The organism is Pseudomonas sp., from assembly GCF_030696055.1.
Lineage (GTDB): Bacteria > Pseudomonadota > Gammaproteobacteria > Pseudomonadales > Pseudomonadaceae > Aquipseudomonas.
The window spans coordinates 1-21,085 of the sequence record NZ_JAUYNP010000294.1 but is presented as its reverse complement, the minus strand read 5'-3'; the positions used below and the strand labels follow the sequence as shown (position 1 = coordinate 21,085).

Below are 21,085 nucleotides of genomic sequence, written 5' to 3'. Positions count from 1 at the left end.
AAATGAGCATTTTTAGGCCGTTTTTAACGCCGTATCGGCAACGTAGGTAGTTTATCAACGGCCTGCTAGCCGCGCATCGGCGCCTGCGGATGCTGCAGGGCATACAGGTAGCAGTCCGCCAAACTGTGATCGGCCGCTACCCCGGCATAGCTGGCCGTGAAGCTCACCGCCAGGCCCAGGTGCTGGTACAGCCAGCGTCCAGTGACCCCGGGCGGTACTTGCGGCACCAGGTCGCTGTCGTTGACCAGGCGGTAGGTCGGCACCTGTAAGGCGTTGTAGTGGGCGGCGAAATCCGGCGCCGCCAGGCGCGGGCTGGCGAAGTTGTAATGCTGCAGCGGCAAGTCCGGCCAGCGCTCGCGCAGATCCAGCACCGCCAGGCTCGACAGGGTGCAACCCAGGCTGTGCCCACAGACCCACAGCGGGCCGTTCGGCTGCATCCCGTCCAGGGCATGCAGCGCCAGATCACGCAGCGAGGCATAGAGCTTGAGAAAGCCGTCATGCACGCGCCCGACCCCGGGCTGCCAGGGATAGGCGCGCTGAGCGGCATCCAGATCGTCCAGCCAGTCCTGCGCCGTGTCGGTGCCGCGAAACACCAGGTAGACCGCGCCCTGCGGGTCGCGCGCGGCGAAACCGAAGGGCTCCGATTCATTGAGAAAATGCAGCTCGCTGAGGATGCTCCAGACCGGCGCGGAGAAGCGCCAGCCCGGCAGCGTCGGCGGCTGCCAACGGAAATCCTGCGGCCGCCGCGGGCGGTCCTGGATTTGCCATTGGTTGTACTGGTCGTAGGCGGCGCTGACCAGCTCGGCGCACTGCAGCGCCTGGGTCAGGACAAAACCTTGGGGAAAATACAGGGGCAGACTGGACATGGGGGCCTCCTTGCCGACTCGAACGTGCATAGCACTCTAGACCATGGCAGTCGAAGCTGCGGGCAGCGGCGGCTTAGCGGCTATATTCGCCCGCCGCCTCCGGCTGATACTCCACCGCCAGCAGGGTCAGCTTGAGCAGCTTGCCGGTGGGCGCAGTCCAGTCGATATGCTGGCCGACCGACAGCCCCAACAGCGCGCTGCCGACCGGCGCGAGGATCGATACCCGGCCTTCGCCACCGGCGTCCTGCGGGTACACCAGGGTCAGGTGATAGTCCTTGCCGCTGCTTTCCTCACGGCAATGCACCCGCGAATTCATGGTCACCACCCCCGCCGGCACCTCGTCATGGCCGACCACTTCGGCACGGTCCAGCTCGGCTTGCAATGCCGCGGCGCCGGGGCCGAAATCCTCCAGGCTGTCGAGCAGACGCTCTAGGCGCTGCAGATCGAGGCGGGTGATGGTGATGCTGGGTGCGCTGGTCATGGTGCGGGTACATCTCCTTTAAAAGACCGTTGAAAACTACTGCGCTCGGTTTTGCCGCGTTGAAAGTAAACTCAGAATGCTCATGTACAGCCGTACACTCCGCTTCTTCGCCTACTTTCGCCTTGCCTAACCTTCGCTCGTTACGTTTATCAACGGCCTTTTGGGTCGCGAAAAAGCAAAACCCCATCACTAAGACGGGGTTTGGCAAGCGTTAGGTCGACCGTATCACAGCCGCTCAAATAAACAAGACCGCTCGGTCAGCCGCGCTGTTGCAGGCGCGCCAGGGCCGTTTGGCAAATGGCGCGGCGCCTGACGCTGTCGGCGCTGCCCCACTCGAGGATTTCTGCCAGGGAGCGACCGCAGCCCAGGCAGATATCCCGATCGTCCAGGCAACACTGGCGCCGGCAGGGCGAGGCGACCTCGCCGGCCGCCGCGCCAGGGCCGTCAGAGCTCTTCGAACTCAAGGTCGGCACCCGATTGTTCCTGGGTGATGCGCGCCAGCATCTCGCCCAGCTGTTCGTCGCTGCTGTCGCAGATCCAGCGCTCGCTGGCCTGGTCGTAATCGAAATGGAAACCACCCGAACGCGCCGCCAACCACAGTTGGCGCAGCGACTCCTGGCGACTGAAGATCAGTTGGGTGCCGTTCTCGAAACGCACCGTCAGCACGCCGGCGGAATTTTCCAGATCGAGGTCCAGGTCGCTGTCATCGAAAATATCTTCCACCGCCTGCTGGGTGGCATCGACCAGATCGTGAAAGCGGGCTTCGGTCAAACTCATTGCGACTTACCTCGAAAAATTCAGCGACTACAAAAATCTTGGATATCTGGCGCTATGAAAGCGTGACGAGCAAAGGTTAGGCAAGGCGAAACGAAGTAACAGCTTGGCTGGTCAAGTAGGCGAAGAAGCGGAGTGTACATGAGCATTCTGATAGGTCTCACGTCCGAGTCTGCTTTACTCGCTTCGCTCGCCCTACGGGCCAGCCTTCGGCTGTTACTCCGCTACGCTGCGTTGCAACGCGGCAAAACCGAGCGCAGTAGCTTTCATAACGTCAGATGGCGGCGGTACTCGCCGGGGCTCTCACCCGTCCAGCGGCGAAAGGCGCGGGCCAATGAACCCGGCTCGCTGAAGCCGACCAGAAAGGCGATTTCCGCCAGATCCAGCGCCGGATCGCGCAGATAGTGCAACACCAACTGCTGGCGCGTCTCGTCGAGCAACTGGTTAAAGGATAACCCGGCTTCGCGTAAACGCCGCTGCAAGGTTCGCGGGCTAAGGGCCAAACGCGCGGCGATCTGCTGCAAATCAGCCCCGGCCTCGGGCAGCTGGCGCGCCAGTTCCAGGCGCGCCCGGTCCAGCACGCTATGGCCCTGTTTGATTTCGCTGAGCAGGCGATCGGCGTAGGCGTCCAGCATCAGCCGTACCTGGGCATCGGCCTGGCCCAGCGGCAGGGCCAGCAGGCGCTTGGGGAAGACCAGGGCATTGTCGGCCTGGTCGAACAGCACCGGGCAGCGAAAGATCCGCTGATGCTCGCTGACATCCGCCGGCGCCGCATGCTGGAAGCGCACCTCGGTGGGCGGAATATCCTGGCCACTGATCCAGTGGCCGAAGGTCACCCAACCGGCCAGGGTCTCTTCGCTGAGCTGGCGCTGCTGCTGGGGCAGAAACGGTTGCCAGCTGTTCGCCACCTGCGGCTCCAGTCCCTCACGGGGCGGCTCATCGGCCAGATCGACCTGGCCCAGGTTGCCGATCAAGGTGGCATAGCGCGCCTGGCGGTGCAGGGCATCGGCCAGGGTCGTGCAGCTCATGATCAGGTAGCCGAGTACGCCGTAATAGCCCGGCCGCACCGCCTCACCCAGGTGCAAGCCCAGGTGCTGATCGCCACTTTGCTGCACGCCATGGCCGAGCAGCTCCAGGTAGGTACTGGCGGCGATGCGCTGGTCACGCTGCGCCAGAACCTGCGGGCTCAGCTGCACGCGCGCCAGCAAGGCATTGGAATCGACGCCCTGGCGCTCCAGGTAGTCGAGCAAGCCCTGCAGATACGCGACTGAAACCGAGCTGCCGAGCAGCGGGGGGTTATCCATCCAGACTCCTGATCACTCACCGTGCGCCCAAAGCTATCCGCCAAGATACAAGCAAAGCCCCGCCAGACGGGAATCCTGGCGCATAGGCAAGGCCCTGGGGGGTCGGTATACTCCGGCGCAATCATGCTTTATTACAAGGATTCCACCATGAAGCGGTTGTTTACTGCCCTTATCGCGCTGGTCGCCGTCACCACGCTGCTCGCCGGCTGTGGCCAGAAAGGCCCGCTGTACCTTCCGGAAGAAAGCCAGCCCGCGCCTGCGCAAAGCGACGAATAAGGACAGCCCATGAACGCCTTCAACTACCGCGACGGCGCGCTGTTCGCGGAAGGCGTGGCCTTGTCCGCCATCGCCCAACGCTTCGGTACGCCGACCTACGTTTACTCCCGTGCGCATATCGAGGCGCAGTACCACGCCTATGCCGATGCCCTGCAGGGCATGCCGCACCTGGTGTGTTTCGCCGTCAAGGCCAACTCCAATATCGGCGTGTTGAACGTGCTGGCACGCCTCGGCGCCGGCTTCGACATCGTCTCCCGTGGCGAACTGGAGCGCGTGCTGAGCGCTGGCGGCGAGGCGAGCAAGATCGTCTTCTCCGGCGTCGGCAAGAGCCGCGACGATATGCGCCGCGCCCTGGAAGTCGGCGTGCACTGCTTCAACGTCGAGTCCACCGAGGAGCTGGAGCGCCTGCAACGGGTCGCCGCCGAGCTGGGCAAGAGCGCCGCCATCTCCCTGCGGGTCAACCCGGATGTGGACGCCGGCACCCACCCCTATATTTCCACCGGGCTGAAAGAGAACAAGTTCGGCATCGCCATCGCCGATGCCGAAGCCGTCTACGCCCGCGCCGCCGAACTGCCTAACCTGGAAGTGGTCGGCGTCGATTGCCATATCGGCTCGCAGCTGACCACCCTGCCGCCCTTCCTCGACGCCCTGGATCGCCTGCTGGGGCTGATCGACCGCCTGGCCGCACGCGGCATCCGCATCCAGCACCTGGACCTGGGTGGCGGCCTCGGCGTGCAATACCGCGACGAGCAGCCGCCGCTGGCCGGCGACTATATCGCCGCCGTCAGGGAACGCTTGCAAGGCCGCGACCTGGCCCTGGTGTTCGAGCCGGGCCGTTCCATAGTGGCCAACGCCGGCGTGCTGCTGACCCGGGTCGAGTACCTCAAGCACACCGAGCACAAGGACTTCGCCATAGTCGACGCGGCGATGAACGACCTGATCCGCCCGGCCCTGTATCAGGCCTGGATGGACGTGGTGGCGGTGCAGCCGCGTGCTGGCGCGACGCGCAACTACGACATAGTCGGGCCGATCTGCGAGACCGGCGACTTCCTGGCCAAGGACCGCGACCTGGCCCTGGCCGAAGGCGACCTGCTGGCCGTGCGTTCGGCCGGCGCCTATGGCTTTGTCATGAGCTCCAACTACAACACCCGCGGCCGCGCCGCCGAGGTGATGGTGGATGGCGAACAGGCCTTCGAAGTGCGTCGTCGCGAGACGCTCGGCGAGCTCTTTGCAGGCGAAAGCTGCCTGCCGCCCGCTTCCTAAGGACAAGGCCATGTTATTGCGCTTTACCAAGATGCACGGCCTCGGCAATGACTTTATGGTCCTCGACCTGGTCAGCCAGCACGCGCATATCCAGCCGAAAAACGCCAAGCAGTGGGGCGATCGCCACACCGGCGTCGGCTTCGATCAGCTGCTGATAGTCGAGCCGCCGAGCAATCCGGACGTCGACTTCCGCTACCGCATCTTCAACGCCGACGGCTCGGAAGTGGAACAGTGCGGCAACGGCGCGCGCTGCTTCGCCCGCTTCGTGCTGGACAAGCGCCTGACGGTGAAGAAGCAGATCCGGGTGGAAACCAAGGGCGGCATCATCGAGCTGGACGTGCGCAGCGATGGGCAGATCAGCGTCAATATGGGCGCGCCGCGCCTGGTGCCGGCCGATATCCCGTTCCAAGCCGAGCAACAGGCGCTCAGCTACCAGGTCGAGGTCGATGGCCTGCAGGTCGAGCTGGCGGCCATCTCCATGGGCAACCCCCATGCGGTGCTGCGCGTCGACAGCGTCGACCAAGCCCCGGTGCATAGCCTCGGACCGAAACTGGAGCATCACCCGCGCTTCCCGCAGCGGGTCAATGTCGGTTTCCTCCAGGTGCTCGACCGTCAGCGCGCCAAGCTGCGGGTGTGGGAACGCGGCGCCGGCGAGACCCAGGCCTGCGGCACCGGCGCCTGCGCGGCGGCGGTGGCGGCCATCAGCCAGGGCTGGATGGATTCGCCGGTGCAGATCGAACTACCGGGCGGCAAGCTGTGCATCGAGTGGGCAGGCGTAGGCCAGCCCGTTATGATGACCGGACCCGCAGTCCGGGTGTACGAAGGACAGGTTCGTTTATGACCGAGCAACGCTTATGACCGAGCAGCGCCTATGACAGACCAGCAGGATTCGCCCAAACCACTGGATTCGGACACGGTCGCCGCTTACTTGCGCCTGCATCCGGAATTCTTTATCGACCACGACGAGCTGATCCCCGAGCTGCGCATTCCGCACCAGCGCGGCGATACCGTGTCGCTGGTCGAGCGTCAGGTCAAACTGCTGCGCGAGCGCAATATCGAGATGCGTCACCGCCTGTCGCAGCTGATGGACGTGGCTCGCGACAACGACCGCCTGTTCGACAAGACCCGCCGCCTGGTGCTCGACCTACTGGATGCCAATAGCCTGGAAGAAGTGGTCAGCTGCGTGGAAGACAGCCTGCGCCGCGAGTTCCTGGTGCCCTTTGTCAGCCTGATCCTGTTCAGCGATACGCCCATGCCGGTCGGTCGCACGGTCAGCAGCGCCGAAGCCCACCAAGCCATAGGCGGCTTGCTGGCCGGCGGCAAGACCATCTGCGGGGTGCTGCGCGAGCACGAGCTGAGCTTCCTGTTCGGCGCCGAGGACGCTGCGCGAGTCGGCTCGGCGGCGGTGGTCAGCATCTCCTATCAAGGCCTGCATGGCGTGCTGGCGATCGGCAGCGCCGATCCGCAGCATTACAAGAGCTCCCTGGGCACCCTGTTCCTCGGCTATATCGCCGAAGTGCTGGCCCGCGTCGTACCGGGTTTCGCCACGCCTTTGCGTTCAGTGCGCTAACGACCGCTTGTAGGATGGGTTGAGCAAAACAGGAAGTCGTTTTGCACAGCTTTAGCTGCCCGCAGGGTAAGGAGCATGGATGCTCCTTATGAAACCCATCATAGCTACACCTCCGTACCGCAGGGAGCTTCCATGCAAGACCTCTTGGACGCCTACCTCGAACATCTGCGCAGCGAGCGCCAACTCTCGCCGCATACCCTGGCTGGCTACGGCCACGACCTGGCCAAGCTGCTGGCCTTCTGCGAGCGCGAACAGATCGAACATTGGTCACAGCTGGATACCCCACGCCTGCGCCGCCTGATCGCCCGTTTGAACCTCGAAGGCCAGTCCAGCCGCAGCCTGGCCCGCCTGCTCTCGGCCAGCCGCGGCCTGTATCGCTACCTGATCCGCGAAGGCCACTGCCCGAGCGACCCGGCCAGCGGCCTGATGCCGCCCAAGGGCGAGCGCCGCCTGCCGAAGACCCTGGATGCCGACCGCGCCGCGCAGTTGCTCGATGGCGCCCTGGAAGACGACTTTATCGCCATCCGCGACCAGGCCATGCTCGAGCTGTTCTATTCCTCCGGCCTGCGCCTGTCGGAACTGGTCGGCCTGAACCTCGACGGCCTCGACCTGCCGGCCGGCCTGGTGCGGGTGCGCGGCAAGGGCAACAAGACCCGGGAACTGCCGATCGGGCGTATGGCACGCCAGGCCATGGAACAGTGGCTGCCCCTGCGCGCCCTGGCCAAGCCGGCCGATGGCGCGGTGTTTATCAGCCAGCAGGGGCGGCGCATCGGTCCGCGCGCGGTGCAGTTGCGGGTACGTCAGGCCGGTGTGCGCGAGCTCGGCCAACACCTGCATCCGCATATGCTGCGCCACAGCTTCGCCAGCCATATGCTGGAGTCATCCCAGGACCTGCGCGCGGTGCAGGAACTGCTCGGCCACGCCGATATCGCCACCACCCAGGTCTACACCCATCTGGATTTCCAGCACCTGGCCAAGGTCTACGACCAGGCTCACCCCCGAGCAAAACGCAAAGGCAGCACAGAATGAGCATCCAGCTGATTACCTTCGACCTCGACGACACCCTGTGGGATGTCACCCCGGTGATGCAGGACGCCGAAGCGGCGCTGCGCAACTGGCTGGCCATGCATGCACCGCGCCTGGGGGCGGTGCCGGTCGAGCACCTGTGGGCGATTCGCGCCGACCTGCTGCAGGCCGAGCCGTCGCTCCAACATCGCCTCAGCGAACTGCGCCGACGCATTCTGTTCAACGCCCTGGCAGACGCCGGCTATGCCCACGACGAGGCGCAGACCCTGGCCGAGGCCGGCTTTCAGGTGTTTCTCGCCGCACGCCATCAGGTCGAGTTGTTCGCCGAGGTGCACCCGACCCTGGAGGCCCTGGCCAACCGTTTTATGCTCGGGGTGATCACCAACGGCAATGCCGATGTACGCCGCCTGGGCCTGGCCGACTATTTCCAGTTCGCCCTGTGCGCCGAAGAATTAGGCGTCGGCAAACCCGATCCCAAGCCATTCCAGGAGGCCCTCAAGCGCGCTGGCATAGCGGCCGAGCACGCCGTGCATATCGGCGACCACCCCAGCGACGATATCGCCGGTGCCCAGGCCGCGGGCCTGCGCGCCATCTGGTTCAACCCCCAGGGCAAACCTTGGGAAAGCGCCACGACCCCAGATGCCGAGATCCGCAGCCTGGCCGAGCTGCCGGCGCTGCTGCATAGCTGGGGGTAAGGCTGCGCGTCTTGGTGGACAAGACTGTGCCATTTCCTCCCTACAGCCCGGGCATAAGCCGTAGCCCGGATGCAATCCGGGGATGGCAGTGTTGGGCTTCGCGACGCTCAGCCCAGCCCACCTCGATAAATCGCGCCCATAAAAAATGGCCGGGAGCCATTTTTGACGTCGCGTAGCGACGGCCCCGCAGGGGTGGCCGCCAAGGATGGCAGGCCACAAAAAAGCCCGCACGCTTATGGCCTGCGGGCTTTTGCTTCTACGGCTAGCGCTTAGATGGGGCGGCTGCCGTATTTGCTGTCCGGTTTCTTGGGCGGGTCGGAGACGACGTTCGGCTCGACCTCCTGCACCTTGCCGCCGCGCGAGAGGAACTCCTCCATGGCGCGGGCCAGCGCATCGCGCTCTTTCTGCTTGGCTTCGATGCTGGGCAGCTCTTCGACGTCGACCGCGGCCTTGACCTTCTTGCTCTTGCTGGCGGGGACGACCTCGTCGTCGACCTCGTCATCGCCGCTGTCACCATCATCGGCGGCAGCCAGCTCCTCGCCATCGTCTTCGTCAGCGCCTTCCAGTTCGTCGTGTTCCAGATCTTCGTCGCTCATGTTCCAACCTCATGACTTGCGAAAAGCAGAGTAGTTATAGCCCAGCTGCGCCAGCTTTCTAACGTCGCCGGAAGAAAATCCAATACCCGAGCCGCCCTGCGCACTTTACGCAGCCTTGGCGTGACTCGGGGCAGGCGTCTAGCGCCAGCCTTGGGCGCGCATTCTAGCGCGCCTGCAGAAAAAACAAAGGGCGCCAACAGGCGCCCTCGGCGAAACCCCGGAAAATCAGTTCTGGGTGAATTCCGGATAGGCCTCCATTCCGCACTCGACTATATCCACGCCTTCGTACTCTTCCTCTTCGGTCACCCGCAGGCCGAGCAGCAACTTGATGATCGACCAGACACTCAGGCTGGCGATAAAGACCCAGGCGAAGATCGCCGCTATCCCCAGCAACTGGGCGCCCAGACTGGCGTCGCGGTTGCTCAGGCACACCGCCAGCAGGCCCCAGGTACCGACTACGCCGTGCACCGAAATGGCCCCGACCGGATCGTCGAGCTTGAGCTTGTCCAGGCCGAGGATGGAGAACACCACCAGCACGCCGCCCACGCCACCGATCAGGCAGGCTTGCAGGGCGCTCGGGGTCAGCGGCTCGGCGGTGATGGCGACCAGGCCGGCCAGGGCGCCGTTGAGGGCCATGGTCAGGTCGGCCTTGCCGAACAGGATACGCGCGACTATCAGCGCCGCGAGCAGGCCGCTGGCAGCGGACAGGTTGGTGTTGACGAACACATTGGCCACCGCGTTGGCGTCTTCGATGCTGCTGATCTTCAGCTGCGAACCACCGTTGAAACCGAACCAGCCGAACCAGAGGATCAAGGTGCCCAGGGTCGCCAGCGGCAGGTTGGCGCCCGGGAAGGCGTTGATCTGCCCCTTGGGACCATACTTGCCCTGGCGCGCGCCCAGCAGCAGGACCCCGGCCAGCGCCGCCGTGGCACCGGCCAGATGGACCACGCCGGAACCGGCGAAATCCTTGAAGCCGGCGGCCTTGAGGAATCCACCGCCCCAAACCCAGTAGCCCTCCACCGGGTAGATCAGCCCGCACATGACCACGGCGAAGGCGAGAAAGGCCCAGAGCTTCATGCGCTCGGCCACCGCACCGGAAACGATCGACATGCAGGTGGCGGCAAACACCACCTGAAAGAAGAAGTCCGCACGCTTGGCGTAATAGGGCGCGCCCTCATCGCCAGCGGTCACCGCCTCGACACTATGCTCGGCGCCGATCAGGAAACCGAAATGCGGCAGCACGCCGCCGGCCGCGCCGCCATACATCAGGGCATAGCCGAACAGCAGGTAAATCACGCAGGCCAAGGCATACAGCACGATGTTCTTGGTGAGAATTTCGGTGGTGTTCTTCGCCCGCACCAGACCGGATTCGAGCATGGCGAAGCCTGCCGCCATCCACATCACCAGGGCGCCGCAGATCAGGAAATAGAAGGTATCGAGGGCATACTGCAAGGGAATCAGTGCGGTGTTTTCCATAAGTACTCCGTTGTACCGTAGGACCTGCGCCGCCGTTGGCGCGGATATAGAAAATGATCGGGAGTCATTTTTAACGTCGCGTAGCGACGGCCCGCAGGGTGGCTGCCATGGATGGCAGGCCATAAAAAACGCCCGGCGAACCGGGCGTTTTGCACATCTGTAAGGCTTACAGGTTGTAGCCGCGCTCGTTGTGCTCGGAGAGGTCGAGACCCACGGTCTCCGCTTCTTCGGCAACCCGCAGACCCATCACCATGTCCAGCACCTTGAGGATCACGAAGGTGACCACGGCGGTGTAGATCACGGTGAAGGCAACACCCTTGAACTGGATGAACACTTGCGCACCTATGTCTTCCACTGTGCCGAAGCCGCCCAGGGCCGGCGCGGCGAACACGCCGGTCAGCAGAGCACCGACTATGCCGCCGATACCGTGTACGCCGAAGGCGTCCAGGGAGTCGTCGTAGCCCAGCTTGCGCTTCAGGCTGGTGGCGCAGAAGAAGCAGATCACGCCAGCGGACAGGCCGATCACCAGGGCGCCCATAGGACCCGCGGTGCCGGCAGCCGGGGTGATGGCCACCAGACCGGCGACCACACCGGAGGCGATGCCCAGGGCGCTCGGCTTACCGTGGGTGACCCACTCGGCGCACATCCAGCCCAGGGCGGCGGCGGCGGTGGCGATCTGGGTCACCAGCATGGCCATGCCGGCGGTGCCGTTGGCGGCGACGGCGGAGCCGGCGTTGAAGCCGAACCAGCCGACCCACAGCATGGCCGCGCCCAGCAGGGTGTAGCCGAGGTTGTGCGGCGCCATGGCGGTGGTCGGGAAGCCTTTACGCTTGCCCAGCACCAGGCAGGCCACCAGGCCAGCGATACCGGCGTTGATGTGCACCACGGTGCCGCCGGCGAAGTCCAGCACGCCCCAGTCCCACAGCAGGCCGCCGTTACCGGACCAGACCATGTGCGCGATAGGTGCATAGACCAGGGTGAACCACACGGCCATAAAGATCAGCATCGCGGAGAACTTCATGCGCTCGGCGAAGGCACCGACGATCAGGGCCGGGGTGATGATGGCGAAGGTCATCTGGAAGATGATGAATACGCTTTCCGGGATGGCATAGGTCAAGCTGGCGGGGGTGACACCGGCCAGGAAGGCCTTGGACAGGCCGCCGATAAAGGAGTTGAAGTTAACAACATTCTGCTCCATGCCAGTGACATCGAAGGCGATGCTGTAGCCGTAGACGACCCACAGGATGCTGATCAGGCAGGTGATGGCGAAGCACTGCATCATCACCGACAGAACGTTCTTGGACCGCACCATGCCGCCGTAAAACAGCGCCAGGCCGGGAATGGTCATGAACAGTACGAGCGCGCTGGCAACGATCATCCAGGCGGTATCACCACTGTTCAATACAACCTCGTCCGCCATGGCTAGGCCGGGGGTGACGAGGGACACAAGGGCTCCTAGCCCTGCGATCTTACGCAGAGTCATATGTTTTTCTCCTGGGGCGTGGGGGTTCGAAGAGCGTTTAGATTGCGTCGGTATCGGTTTCGCCGGTACGGATGCGGATGGCCTGTTCCAGGTTGACCACGAAGATCTTGCCGTCACCGATCTTGCCGGTGTTGGCGGCCTTGGTGATGGCCTCGATCACGCGATCCAGCTGGTCATCAGCGATAGCCACGTCGATCTTCACCTTCGGCAAAAAATCGACCACGTATTCGGCACCGCGGTACAGCTCGGTGTGACCCTTTTGCCGACCGAAGCCTTTGACTTCAGTGACAGTGATGCCCTGCACGCCGATCTCCGACAGTGACTCACGGACGTCGTCCAGCTTGAACGGCTTGATGATGGCAGTGACTAGCTTCATGTAACTTTCTCCCGTGTAAGGTGGACTTGCCCCAGGAAAACAAACCCGGCCCAAGTCTATGCGCAGTGTCTGGCTTTTGAAATGCATCGCGCCCTGCCCCAGCGGCCCCGATGCTCAGCAACAGCTCTCGACGAAACACTTCCCTGCTTCGCCTGATGCACCGGAACTGCATCGGTGCATGCGTCGCAGGAGACAAAGCAGAAAGCCTGCCAACTTCGACAAAAGCGACTGATTTCATGCAGTTATCTATCAAACAGGGCGCTTTTCCTGACTTTTAGGCACAACTGGCGCACAACAATGGTGCGGCGCAGTGGCGCTGCATGCGCGAAAAGCGTGCGATGTACCAGCAAAGTGCACCAAGCGAGGCCCAAGCAAAGCGCCCAGAGCTGCGTGCTACACTGGCGCCCATCTGCCACCGGAACCTCGCCATGCTGCCACCCAAAGCCCTGCTCGATGCCCTCGGCGCCCACGCCTCCCGCCTGTTCCATGGCGACAGCCCGCTGCCGCGCAGCGAGTTCGAAAGCCAGTTCAAGATCCTGCTGCAAAGCGCGTTCAGCAAACTCGATCTGGTCAGCCGCGACGAGTTCGACAGCCAGATGGTGGTCCTCGCCCGCACCCGCGCCCGCCTGGAAGCCCTGGAAGCCAAGGTGGCCGAGATGGAAGCCCGCAGCACCAGCGTAGACGCCCCAGCCGCTAGCGAATAAAACCCCAGCGCGGATGCGTTGACCGATCAAGGAGTGATCGATGTCCCTGGCCATAGTCCACAGCCGCGCCCAAGTCGGCATCGAAGCCCCGGCGGTCACGGTGGAAGCCCATCTGGCCAACGGCCTGCCCTCCCTGGCACTGGTTGGCCTGCCGGAAACCGCGGTCAAGGAAAGCAAGGACCGGGTGCGCAGCGCCATCCTCAACTGCGCCTTCGACTTCCCGCCCCGACGCATCACCCTGAACCTGGCCCCGGCCGATCTGCCCAAGGACGGCGGGCGCTTCGACCTGGCGATTGCCTTGGGCATCCTCGCCGCCAGCGGCCAGGTGCCGGCCGGCGCCCTGGAACAGCTCGAATGCCTGGGCGAACTGGCGCTGTCCGGGGCAATACGCCCGGTACAGGGCGTATTGCCCGCCGCCCTGGCCGCCCGCGCCGCCGGGCGCACCTTATTGGTGCCCAAGGCCAACGCCGAGGAAGCCAGCCTGGCCTCGGGGCTGTGCGTGCTGGCCGTCGAGCACTTGCTCGAGGTGGCCGCCCACCTCAATGGCCAGACGCCCATCGCGCCCTACCAGGCCCTGGGGCTGCTGCGACAACTCCAACCCTACCCGGATTTGGCCGAAGTGCAGGGCCAATTGGCCGCCAAGCGCGCTCTACTGGTCGCCGCCGCCGGCTCGCATAATCTGCTGTTTACCGGCCCACCCGGTACCGGCAAGACCCTGCTGGCCAGCCGCCTGCCTGGCTTGCTGCCGCCCCTGGACGAGCAGGAAGCCCTGGAAGTCGCGGCCATCCACTCGGTGGCCAGCCACACGCCCTTGGCCGCCTGGCCACAACGACCCTTTCGCACCCCGCATCACAGCGCCTCCGGCCCGGCCCTGGTCGGCGGCGGCAGCCGTCCGCAACCCGGCGAAATCACCCTGGCCCATCAAGGCGTGCTGTTCTTGGATGAACTGCCTGAATTCGATAGGAAGGTCCTGGAGGTGCTGCGCGAGCCCCTGGAAAGCGGCCATATAGTCATAGCCAGGGCCCGCGACAAGGTACGCTTCCCGGCGCGCTTCCAGCTGGTGGCGGCGATGAACCCCTGCCCCTGCGGACACCTGGGCGACCCTTCCGGACGCTGCCGCTGTTCGGCCGAGCAGGTCCAGCGCTACCGCGGCAAACTCTCCGGCCCCTTGCTCGACCGCATAGACTTGCACCTGACGGTGCCGCGGGAAACCACTCGCCTGGAAACCAGCGGCAGCCAGGGCCCGAGCAGCGCCGAGCTGGCCGAACAGGTGAGCCATGCCCGCCAGCAACAACTGGCGCGCCAGGGCTGCGCCAATGCCCACCTGGATCTGGCCGGCGTGCAGCAGCATTGTGGATTGAGTGGCGAGGACCGCCATTGGCTGGAAAGCGCCTGCGAACGCCTGGGTCTGAGCCTGCGCGCGGCGCACCGGGTACTAAAGGTGGCGCGTACCCTGGCGGATCTGGACAGCAGCGCGAGCATCGGCCGCCCGCATCTGGCCGAGGCGCTGCAGTATCGCCCCAGCGTCAGCGGGACCTGAGCGCTCGTACCATGCAATAAGAAGCCCCGCATCTGCGGGGCTTCTTTTGTGCCTGTTCAGTGCTACTGATCGCGCCGCGCGGCCTGCTGGCGGCAGGCGTCGCCGAAGGCCTGGAAGATCTTCACCGACTGCGGGTTCTGCTCCGCTTGCCACTCCGGGTGCCACTGCACGGCCAGGGTGAAATTCGCCGCGTCCGGCAGGTGGATGGCTTCAATCAGGCCATCTTCGGCGTGCGCCAGCGCCTCGATGCCCTCACCCAGCTTATCCAGCGCCTGGCCATGCAGGGAGTTGACCGGGACTTCCGGCAGGCCCATCAGCTCGGCGAACCAGGTGCCGGGCACCGGACGCACCGCGTGGCTCTCGGCATACTGCTCCTCAACCGGGGTCTCGGTGTCTTCGCGGTGGTCGTTCATCTCCGGCAGTTCATAGACCTTCTGATGAATAGTGCCGCCCAGGGCCACGTTGATTTCCTGCATGCCGCGGCAGATGCCGAACAGTGGCAGGCCACGGGCGATGGCGGCGCGGATCAGCGGGATATCGAAGAGGTCACGATCAGGGTCCTGACCCTTGGTCGGTGTCAGGTTCTCCTGACCGTAGAGCGCCGGGTCGATATTGCTGCCGGCACCGGTCAGGTAGACCCCATCGACCATCGACAGGTATTGCTCGAGATCGTCGGTGCCGCAGCAGCTGGGTGCCAGCAGTGGCACGCAACCGGAGAGCTCGACCAGGGGGGTTATGTACTTGTGGGTCATGACTTGGTAGGCATGGCCCTTGCGCTCTTGGGCGCCCATGGACATCAGGACAACGGGTTTACGCTTGGCAGTGGACTTGTTTGCGTTGTTGGACATACATCACCTTGGGGCAGGCTTGGCCTGCCGTTGCTGTGCAGGAAGGACGGCTACGAGTGCTGCAACCCCCCTGAACTCGACCCGGCAGACAAAGCTGCCTGGCGTCGTTCTCGAGGTTTTAAACGGCCCGCTAGCGCCGCTCGACTTCCTGTTTACCGCTGGTTGCGCCCGTCATAAGTGGCCGAATAGGCAGGCCACTGTGGCTCATATGCCCGCACACAAGCAGTGCCGGACAGTCGCAACCCTGCCGCCAGTCTGCCAAAGCCGTAAAATATGTCAAACAATTCAGCGCAGATTGTTGAAATATAAGACCGTCACCCTGTCCAACAATCCGCGCAAGGCGCCAATAACCGCCTGTTTTAACTGATTTCTAGCTGAGCGACCCGGTACAGGCAGTCCAATATTTTTTACGCCCAACCAGCCTCGGGCCTTAGTGCCCCAATGCTTCCACGGGCTGCACCTGCGGCAAACGCATCGCCGCCACTTCCGCCAAGAGGAAATCCCGCAGCCGCTGCAAGCGCTCCTGGCCACGACGCGCCTTGGGCCAGACCAGGTAGTAGCTGTCGCCGCTGGCCACAGTGCTGGGCCAGGGCAAACCCAGGCGGCCCTGCTGCACATCCTCGGCGACCATCACCAGGTCGCCGATCGACACCCCATAGCCGCGCTCGGCCGCCACTATGCCCAGCTCCAGGGTGTCGAAGACCTGCCCGCCCTTGAGCGCGACCTGCTCGCTCAGGCCCATGGCCTGCAACCAGCGCCGCCAGTCGCGGCGGTCGGCGGTGGGGTGCAAGAGCTCCGCCGCCTGCAAGCGCGGCAGATCCCAAGGGCCCTCCTTGACCGCCTCTGCCGCGCAGACCGGCACCAGCCATTCGGCGAACAGCAGGGTGCTTTCCCATTCCTCCGGAAAGCCGCCACGACCGAGCAGCACGGCGCAATCGAAGGGCTCGTGGTGGAAATCCACCCGGTCCACATCCATCCAGGCGCTGGTCAGCTGCACTTCGCTGTCGCTGTTTTGCAGGCGAAAGCGCGACAGGCGCGCCAGCAACCAGCGCATGGTCAGGGTCGAGGGGGCTTTCAGGCGCAGGATGCGCTCATCCACGCGCAGGGTATTGCAGGCGCGCTCCAGGGCATCGAAGCCGTCACGCAGCCCCGGCAGCAGCATGCGCGCGCTTTCGCTCAGCTGCAGGCTGCGCCCGCGACGCTCGAACAGGCGGCAGCCGAAGTGCTCCTCCAGGGTGCGCACATGGCGGCTGACCGCGCTCTGGGTGATGGCCAACTCCTCGGCCGCGCGGGTAAAGGAACTGTGCCGCGCCGCCGCCTCGAAGGCGCGCAGGGCATACAGCGGTGGCAAGCGTCGATTCATGCGCGCTTACCATGAGTATTAATCATGCCATGCATCTTCTTTTTCCCTTTGTGCTGCCGCGGGTGGCTACCGAGAATAAGGCCATTCTCTGCCTGCCGGGATAATCCGGGCAAGCCATCTACCTGAGTAGAACTCATCATGCAACAGCCTCTGCGCAGCGAACTGCGCGCCATTCTGCAACTGGCCGGCCCGCTGATCACCGCCCAGCTGGCCCATGTCCTGATGGTGTTCACCGACACCCTGATGATGGGCCGGCTCGGCCCCGAGTCGCTGGCCGCCGGCGGCCTGGGCGCGGCCAGCTATTCCTTTGTGTCGATCTTCTGCGTCGGGGTGATAGCCGCGGTCGGCAACCTGGTCGCCATTCGCCATGGCGCCGGGGATGCCGCCGGCGTCACCCGGCTGACCCAGAACGGCCTGTGGCTGGGCTGGGTCCTGGCGTTGCTGGCCGGCCTGGCGCTGTGGAACCTGGCCCCCGCGCTGCGGTATTTCGGCCAAGCCCCCGCCAACGTCGAGGGCGCCATGCAGTTTCTCGCCACCCTGGTGTTCGCCCTGCCCGGCTATATGAGTTTTATGGCCCTGCGCGGCTTTACCAGCGCCATCGGCCGGCCCGGCCCGGTGATGGCCATCAGCATTGGCGGGGCGCTGGCCAACTTCGCCCTCAACTATGCATTGATCGAGGGCTGGTTCGGCCTGCCCAGCCTGGGCCTGAGCGGGATCGGCCTGGTCACCGCGCTGGTGATGAACCTGATGGCGCTGCTGCTGGCCTGTCATGTGCTGCGTCACAGCGCCTACGCCGGCTACCCGCTGTGGCGCGGCCTGTTTCGCCCAACCCGGGCCGAACTGCAGGAACTGCTGCGCCTGGGCCTGCCGATTGGCGGCACCTATGCGGTGGAATCCGGGTTGTTCGCCTTCGCCGCGCTGTGCATGGGTGCCCTGGGCAGCCAGCAACTGGCGGCGCACCAGATTGCGATCATGTCGGTGTATGTGGCCTTTATGGTGCCGGTGGGGATTTCCTACGCGGTGACCTTCCGTATCGGCCAGCACTTCGGCGCCGGCCGCCTGCTCGAGGCGCGCCAAGCCGGACGTCTGGGCATAGGCCTGGGCGCCCTGTGCATGCTGGCGTTCGCCGGCCTGTTCTGGCTGGCGCCGCAGTCGGTGGTGGGGCTGTTTCTCGATCGCGCCGATCCGGCCTATGCCGAGGTGGTGGCGCTGGCCGTCAGCCTGCTGGCGATTGCCGCCTGGTTCGAGTTCTTCGATGGTATCCAGACCATCGCCATGGGCGCGATTCGCGGCCTGAAAGACGCCAAGACCACCTTCTGGGTCGGCCTCGGCTGCTATTGGCTGGTGGGCGTGCCCCTGGCCTGGCTGCTGGCCTTCCCCCTGGGTTGGGGCGCCCAGGGGGTCTGGTGGGGCCTGGCGAGCGGCCTGGCCTGCGCCGCTATCGGCCTGACTCTCGGCTTCGAATGGAAGACCGCGCGCCTGCTGCAGCCGCCAGCCCAGGCAGCTCAGGCCTGCCTGTCATAAACCCAGCACTCACTGCTCAGCGGGCTTGTTAAAGCGGTAGAACAGGTTGGGTTCGCTGACCAGATAGAGCGTGCCCTGGTTATCCATGGCGATGCCCTCGCCCTGGGGCACGCTGCGCTGCAGGCCGTGGCGCCCGGCGAGCAGGGACAGGCTGCTGATCGGCTGACCCTGCACATCCAGTTCCAGCACCAGGCGCGACTCGTCGGACAGCGCCAGCAGATGCCCGCTGCGCTCATCGAACAGCAGGCTGGACAGGTCGCGGACGAACAACCCGGCGTCGCGCCGCTGGTCATCCAGCACATGCACGGCAAACGGCCGCTCGGGATTGCGTTGCGGAAAGCCATGAATCTCGTAAATACGCAGCGGATCGCGTTCTTTGGCCACAAACAGACGCTGCCCGGCGGAGTCATAGGCCAGGCCCTCGAAGCCCTTGTTGCCGCTCAAGCCTATGCCCAGGGACAGCTGCTGGGATTGCTCGGCGTCCAACTGCGTGGTGGCATCATCGACCCGCACCTTGATCAGGCGCTGCAGGCGCTCGTCGGTGATCACATAGAGGCCCGGGCTGATGTACTCGACCGCCTCGGCATCGCCGAAACCGAGCAGATCGATGCGCCGCAAGATGCGCCCATCCAGCGACAGCTCGATCAGCTGCGGCTGGTTATTGGTAACGGTGAACAGGCTGTTGCGCTCGGGATCGTAGGTCAAGGCCGACACATCATCGTCCAGCCCCTCGATGGGCATGGCTTCCAGCTCGACCCGATAATCCGCCAGCCAGATCGAGCGGCCTTGCCACTTAGCCGCATGCTGCCATTGCTGGGCGTTGAACCAGGCACGCTCGAACAACCGGTATTCCTGGGCCAACAGCCCCAGCAGGAGCAAGGCGAGCAACAGCCCGCTCCACAGCAGACGTTTAAGGGTGAAATAAGCGCGCATCGATAGTTAATCCGTTAAGTGATGGGCCAGGGTAGCGGGCGTAGCTGAAGCCAAACTGCATCAGCCGTTATCCGGCTGACGCACCGCGGGCGCCTTGCTCAGTACATAAAACAGATTGGGCTCGCCGACTATATAGATATTGCCCACCCCATCCATGGTCACCCCTTCGGCCTGCTGGATGCCGCCGCGCAGGCCGTTCATGCCCAGGCTTAGGCTGATAAAGCTGACCGGCTCGCCCTGGGCATCCAGCTCCAGCAACAGGCGCGACTCGTCGGACAGAACCAGGGTGTGATCGGTGCGCGCGTCGTAGGTCAACGAGGAAATATCGCGCAGAAACAGCTGCCCGGAGACCACGGACTGCACGGTGCCCGCCGCCCCCTCCTCGCCGGGAAACGGCAGACTGAACAGGCCCAGCGGACTGCGCTCCTTGCCCAGCAGCACGCGCTGATGGCGCGAATCCCAGGCAATACCCTCGAAGCCCTTGTTACCGGCCTTGGCAAAGCCCAGGTCGAAGGACGGATAGTCGAGGGCATCCAGGCTGAGCGCCAGCTTATCCAGCTTGAAGGTGGTCATGCTGCGCTTACGCTCATCGATAATCGCCAGGCGACCATCGGAGAGCATCTCGACCCCTTCCGGATTGGAGAAGCCACTCAGCTGAATGCGCCGCAGCACCTCGCCGCCGAGCGACAGCTCGATCAGCTGCGGGTTATTCCCCGTCACGCTGAACAGCGTGTTGCTCGCCGCGCTGTAGGTCAGCCCGGACAGTTCGTCATGCTCCAGGCCCTGCACCGGCTTGCCCCGCAGCACCGCGCGGTAACCCGGTAGCCAGATACTCGCCTGCTGCTCGGCGACGCTTACCTGCTGCTGCTTGAACCAGAAGCGCAGCCGCTCGTCCCAGTGCCGGTCACTCACCAGCGCCACCAGGCCAATCAGTAGCAGGAACAGCAGGAACAACGCCAAGCAGCGCGGGCGCATAAGAAGGGAAAGCCTGACTGGCGGCATCGCACACTACTCGGAAGAACGATGGCTATCAGACTAGAGAGCGACGCTTAAGTTGCTATTAGGCGGGCGACGGGCACCTCCAGGTGCCCGAACTGTTGTTACAGCTTACAGGGCGCGACTGGCGAAACTGCTGTGACCGACCAGCTCCAGCTCCAGCTCGTCGCCCTTGTGCAGCGGGCCGACGCCGACCGGGGTGCCGGTGAGGATCACATCGCCCGGCTGCAGGCTGAAGTGACCGCAGATATGCTGGATCATCGGCAGAATCGGGTTGAGCATGTCACGGCTATTGCCGTCCTGGCGCAACTCGCCATTGATGCTCAGGCGAATGCCGATATCGCTCAGGTCTTCCACGGCATCGCCCGGCACGAAGGGCGCCAGCACGCAGGCGCCGTCGAAGGACTTGGCCACTTCCCAGGGATAGCCCTTTTCCTTGAGCTGGGCCTGCACATCGCGCAGGGTCAGGTCCAGGGCAGGGGCAAAGCCGGAAATGGCGTCCAGCACTTCCTCGGCATTCGGTGTGCGCGACAGCGGCTTGCCGATCAGCACGGCGATTTCCGCCTCGTAATGCACCACGCCACGGTCGGCGGGGATGCTGAAGCCGTCATCCAGCGGCACCACACAGCTGCCGGCCTTGATAAACAGCAGCGGCTCGCTGGGCACCGGGTTGTTCAGCTCCTTGGCGTGCTCGGCGTAGTTGCGCCCGATACACACCACCTTGCCCATAGGGAAGTGGATATGGGTGCCGTCGATATACTGGTGCTGGTAGCTCATGGGCGACTCCTTATGGGAATGCGGTGCGGCTCTTGGTAAGAGCCCGCTTGCGGCGATCCGCGCAACGAAAACATCGCCAGCAAGCTGGCGCCTACAAGTGTCACGCATTGCTGGGCCGTAGGGCGGGTGCAACCCGCCGCTCTCAGGTGGCGGGTTGCACCCGCCCTACGATCTGCCCGGTCAATTTTCTGACATGTCTGAAGCGTTACGAGCG

23 protein-coding genes are annotated in these 21,085 nt (G+C 64.4%); 9 read left to right on the top strand and 14 right to left on the bottom strand.

Annotated features, from left to right (window positions below; translation table 11 throughout):
• Positions 1–65: 65 nt before the first annotated feature.
• From Q8Q83_RS17665 to Q8Q83_RS17645, 5 genes are all read right to left on the bottom strand, one after another.
• Positions 66–866, bottom strand: coding sequence for a lipase family protein (locus tag Q8Q83_RS17665; protein ID WP_305625435.1), 801 nt, complete (start codon positions 864–866; stop codon positions 66–68).
• A gap of 73 nt (positions 867–939) precedes the next feature.
• Positions 940–1,347 (bottom strand): nucleoside diphosphate kinase regulator, encoded by a 408-nt coding sequence (gene rnk, locus Q8Q83_RS17660; RefSeq protein WP_305625434.1) that lies wholly within the window; start codon positions 1,345–1,347, stop codon positions 940–942.
• Positions 1,348–1,604: 257 nt separating this feature from the next.
• Positions 1,605–1,811, bottom strand: coding sequence for a DUF1289 domain-containing protein (locus tag Q8Q83_RS17655; protein ID WP_305625433.1), 207 nt, complete (start codon positions 1,809–1,811; stop codon positions 1,605–1,607).
• Positions 1,792–2,124, bottom strand: a complete 333-nt coding sequence (gene cyaY / locus Q8Q83_RS17650) for an iron donor protein CyaY (RefSeq protein WP_305625432.1) — start codon at positions 2,122–2,124, stop codon at positions 1,792–1,794. The genes Q8Q83_RS17655 and cyaY overlap by 20 nt, the downstream gene beginning before the upstream one ends.
• Before the next feature lie 263 nt (positions 2,125–2,387).
• On the bottom strand, positions 2,388–3,425 hold the full coding sequence (locus Q8Q83_RS17645) for an AraC family transcriptional regulator (RefSeq protein WP_305625431.1): 1,038 nt from the start codon (positions 3,423–3,425) through the stop codon (positions 2,388–2,390).
• 147 nt (positions 3,426–3,572) lie between these two features.
• On the opposite strand from Q8Q83_RS17645, the gene Q8Q83_RS17640 reads away from it, so the two are divergent.
• The 6 genes from Q8Q83_RS17640 (at position 3,573) to Q8Q83_RS17615 (ending at position 8,255) form a co-directional block, all read left to right on the top strand.
• Positions 3,573–3,701 carry a lipoprotein gene (locus Q8Q83_RS17640; RefSeq protein ID WP_305625430.1) on the top strand — a complete coding sequence of 43 codons (129 nt, stop codon included), beginning with the start codon at positions 3,573–3,575 and terminating at the stop codon, positions 3,699–3,701.
• A gap of 9 nt (positions 3,702–3,710) precedes the next feature.
• Positions 3,711–4,964 carry a diaminopimelate decarboxylase gene (lysA, locus tag Q8Q83_RS17635; RefSeq protein ID WP_305625429.1) on the top strand — a complete coding sequence of 418 codons (1,254 nt, stop codon included), beginning with the start codon at positions 3,711–3,713 and terminating at the stop codon, positions 4,962–4,964.
• A 10-nt stretch (positions 4,965–4,974) separates the two neighbouring features.
• Complete coding sequence (gene dapF, locus Q8Q83_RS17630) at positions 4,975–5,805, top strand: diaminopimelate epimerase (protein WP_305625428.1); 831 nt, start codon at positions 4,975–4,977, stop codon at positions 5,803–5,805.
• Positions 5,806–5,835: 30 nt separating this feature from the next.
• Positions 5,836–6,534: a DUF484 family protein gene (locus Q8Q83_RS17625; protein ID WP_305625427.1), complete on the top strand. Its 699-nt coding sequence runs from the start codon at positions 5,836–5,838 to the stop codon at positions 6,532–6,534.
• Between the two features lie 132 nt (positions 6,535–6,666).
• On the top strand, positions 6,667–7,563 hold the full coding sequence (gene xerC / locus Q8Q83_RS17620; RefSeq protein ID WP_305625426.1) for a tyrosine recombinase XerC: 897 nt from the start codon (positions 6,667–6,669) through the stop codon (positions 7,561–7,563).
• A complete protein-coding gene (locus Q8Q83_RS17615; RefSeq protein ID WP_305625425.1) occupies positions 7,560–8,255 on the top strand; it encodes an HAD family hydrolase in 696 nt (231 codons plus the stop codon). Before xerC ends, Q8Q83_RS17615 begins: the two co-directional genes overlap by 4 nt.
• A gap of 269 nt (positions 8,256–8,524) precedes the next feature.
• Here Q8Q83_RS17615 and sutA read toward each other — a convergent pair whose 3' ends face one another.
• The 4 genes from sutA to glnK form a co-directional block, all read right to left on the bottom strand.
• Positions 8,525–8,851: a transcriptional regulator SutA gene (sutA, locus tag Q8Q83_RS17610; protein WP_305625424.1), complete on the bottom strand. Its 327-nt coding sequence runs from the start codon at positions 8,849–8,851 to the stop codon at positions 8,525–8,527.
• Between the two features lie 225 nt (positions 8,852–9,076).
• Complete coding sequence (locus Q8Q83_RS17605; protein ID WP_305625423.1) at positions 9,077–10,327, bottom strand: ammonium transporter; 1,251 nt, start codon at positions 10,325–10,327, stop codon at positions 9,077–9,079.
• Positions 10,328–10,493: 166 nt separating this feature from the next.
• Complete coding sequence (locus tag Q8Q83_RS17600; protein ID WP_305625422.1) at positions 10,494–11,810, bottom strand: ammonium transporter; 1,317 nt, start codon at positions 11,808–11,810, stop codon at positions 10,494–10,496.
• Between the two features lie 37 nt (positions 11,811–11,847).
• Complete coding sequence (gene glnK, locus Q8Q83_RS17595; protein ID WP_003096476.1) at positions 11,848–12,186, bottom strand: P-II family nitrogen regulator; 339 nt, start codon at positions 12,184–12,186, stop codon at positions 11,848–11,850.
• Between the two features lie 428 nt (positions 12,187–12,614).
• Between glnK and Q8Q83_RS17590 the strand changes: the two genes are divergently transcribed.
• Together Q8Q83_RS17590 and Q8Q83_RS17585 are read left to right on the top strand one after the other, a co-directional pair.
• Positions 12,615–12,890, top strand: coding sequence for an accessory factor UbiK family protein (locus tag Q8Q83_RS17590; RefSeq protein WP_305625421.1), 276 nt, complete (start codon positions 12,615–12,617; stop codon positions 12,888–12,890).
• Positions 12,891–12,930: 40 nt separating this feature from the next.
• On the top strand, positions 12,931–14,430 hold the full coding sequence (locus Q8Q83_RS17585; RefSeq protein ID WP_305625420.1) for a YifB family Mg chelatase-like AAA ATPase: 1,500 nt from the start codon (positions 12,931–12,933) through the stop codon (positions 14,428–14,430).
• Positions 14,431–14,492: 62 nt separating this feature from the next.
• On the opposite strand, the gene Q8Q83_RS17580 is transcribed toward Q8Q83_RS17585, so the two are convergent.
• Together Q8Q83_RS17580 and Q8Q83_RS17575 are read right to left on the bottom strand one after the other, a co-directional pair.
• On the bottom strand, positions 14,493–15,278 hold the full coding sequence (locus Q8Q83_RS17580) for a gamma-glutamyl-gamma-aminobutyrate hydrolase family protein (RefSeq protein WP_305625419.1): 786 nt from the start codon (positions 15,276–15,278) through the stop codon (positions 14,493–14,495).
• 430 nt (positions 15,279–15,708) lie between these two features.
• On the bottom strand, positions 15,709–16,641 hold the full coding sequence (locus tag Q8Q83_RS17575) for a LysR substrate-binding domain-containing protein (protein WP_305625418.1): 933 nt from the start codon (positions 16,639–16,641) through the stop codon (positions 15,709–15,711).
• A gap of 138 nt (positions 16,642–16,779) precedes the next feature.
• Between Q8Q83_RS17575 and Q8Q83_RS17570 the strand changes: the two genes are divergently transcribed.
• Positions 16,780–18,165 (top strand): NorM family multidrug efflux MATE transporter, encoded by a 1,386-nt coding sequence (locus tag Q8Q83_RS17570; RefSeq protein ID WP_305625417.1) that lies wholly within the window; start codon positions 16,780–16,782, stop codon positions 18,163–18,165.
• Between the two features lie 9 nt (positions 18,166–18,174).
• On the opposite strand, the gene Q8Q83_RS17565 is transcribed toward Q8Q83_RS17570, so the two are convergent.
• The 3 genes from Q8Q83_RS17565 to Q8Q83_RS17555 all read right to left on the bottom strand — a co-directional run bounded on the left by Q8Q83_RS17565 (position 18,175) and on the right by Q8Q83_RS17555 (position 20,871).
• On the bottom strand, positions 18,175–19,098 hold the full coding sequence (locus Q8Q83_RS17565) for an SdiA-regulated domain-containing protein (protein WP_305625416.1): 924 nt from the start codon (positions 19,096–19,098) through the stop codon (positions 18,175–18,177).
• A 60-nt stretch (positions 19,099–19,158) separates the two neighbouring features.
• Positions 19,159–20,073, bottom strand: coding sequence for an SdiA-regulated domain-containing protein (locus Q8Q83_RS17560; RefSeq protein ID WP_305625415.1), 915 nt, complete (start codon positions 20,071–20,073; stop codon positions 19,159–19,161).
• 132 nt (positions 20,074–20,205) lie between these two features.
• Positions 20,206–20,871 (bottom strand): fumarylacetoacetate hydrolase family protein, encoded by a 666-nt coding sequence (locus tag Q8Q83_RS17555; RefSeq protein ID WP_305625414.1) that lies wholly within the window; start codon positions 20,869–20,871, stop codon positions 20,206–20,208.
• Positions 20,872–21,085 lie beyond the last annotated feature (214 nt).

Excerpts from the sequence above, each read along its gene's own strand:
- dapF (WP_305625428.1), top strand. The coding sequence starts at position 4,975 with ATGTTATTGCGCTTTACCAAGATGCACGGCCTCGGCAATGACTTTATG.
- Q8Q83_RS17585 (WP_305625420.1), top strand. The coding sequence starts at position 12,931 with ATGTCCCTGGCCATAGTCCACAGCCGCGCCCAAGTCGGCATCGAAGCC.
- Q8Q83_RS17605 (WP_305625423.1), bottom strand. The coding sequence starts at position 10,327 with ATGGAAAACACCGCACTGATTCCCTTGCAGTATGCCCTCGATACCTTC.
- Q8Q83_RS17665 (WP_305625435.1), bottom strand. The coding sequence starts at position 866 with ATGTCCAGTCTGCCCCTGTATTTTCCCCAAGGTTTTGTCCTGACCCAG.
- Q8Q83_RS17645 (WP_305625431.1), bottom strand. The coding sequence starts at position 3,425 with ATGGATAACCCCCCGCTGCTCGGCAGCTCGGTTTCAGTCGCGTATCTG.
- Q8Q83_RS17560 (WP_305625415.1), bottom strand. The coding sequence starts at position 20,073 with ATGCGCCCGCGCTGCTTGGCGTTGTTCCTGCTGTTCCTGCTACTGATT.
- Q8Q83_RS17625 (WP_305625427.1), top strand. The coding sequence starts at position 5,836 with ATGACAGACCAGCAGGATTCGCCCAAACCACTGGATTCGGACACGGTC.
- glnK (WP_003096476.1), bottom strand. The coding sequence starts at position 12,186 with ATGAAGCTAGTCACTGCCATCATCAAGCCGTTCAAGCTGGACGACGTC.
- sutA (WP_305625424.1), bottom strand. The coding sequence starts at position 8,851 with ATGAGCGACGAAGATCTGGAACACGACGAACTGGAAGGCGCTGACGAA.
- rnk (WP_305625434.1), bottom strand. The coding sequence starts at position 1,347 with ATGACCAGCGCACCCAGCATCACCATCACCCGCCTCGATCTGCAGCGC.
- Q8Q83_RS17580 (WP_305625419.1), bottom strand. The coding sequence starts at position 15,278 with ATGTCCAACAACGCAAACAAGTCCACTGCCAAGCGTAAACCCGTTGTC.
- Q8Q83_RS17575 (WP_305625418.1), bottom strand. The coding sequence starts at position 16,641 with ATGAATCGACGCTTGCCACCGCTGTATGCCCTGCGCGCCTTCGAGGCG.
- cyaY (WP_305625432.1), bottom strand. The coding sequence starts at position 2,124 with ATGAGTTTGACCGAAGCCCGCTTTCACGATCTGGTCGATGCCACCCAG.
- Q8Q83_RS17565 (WP_305625416.1), bottom strand. The coding sequence starts at position 19,098 with ATGCGCGCTTATTTCACCCTTAAACGTCTGCTGTGGAGCGGGCTGTTG.
- Q8Q83_RS17640 (WP_305625430.1), top strand. The coding sequence starts at position 3,573 with ATGAAGCGGTTGTTTACTGCCCTTATCGCGCTGGTCGCCGTCACCACG.
- Q8Q83_RS17555 (WP_305625414.1), bottom strand. The coding sequence starts at position 20,871 with ATGAGCTACCAGCACCAGTATATCGACGGCACCCATATCCACTTCCCT.
- Q8Q83_RS17570 (WP_305625417.1), top strand. The coding sequence starts at position 16,780 with ATGCAACAGCCTCTGCGCAGCGAACTGCGCGCCATTCTGCAACTGGCC.
- xerC (WP_305625426.1), top strand. The coding sequence starts at position 6,667 with ATGCAAGACCTCTTGGACGCCTACCTCGAACATCTGCGCAGCGAGCGC.
- lysA (WP_305625429.1), top strand. The coding sequence starts at position 3,711 with ATGAACGCCTTCAACTACCGCGACGGCGCGCTGTTCGCGGAAGGCGTG.
- Q8Q83_RS17590 (WP_305625421.1), top strand. The coding sequence starts at position 12,615 with ATGCTGCCACCCAAAGCCCTGCTCGATGCCCTCGGCGCCCACGCCTCC.
- Q8Q83_RS17615 (WP_305625425.1), top strand. The coding sequence starts at position 7,560 with ATGAGCATCCAGCTGATTACCTTCGACCTCGACGACACCCTGTGGGAT.
- Q8Q83_RS17600 (WP_305625422.1), bottom strand. The coding sequence starts at position 11,810 with ATGACTCTGCGTAAGATCGCAGGGCTAGGAGCCCTTGTGTCCCTCGTC.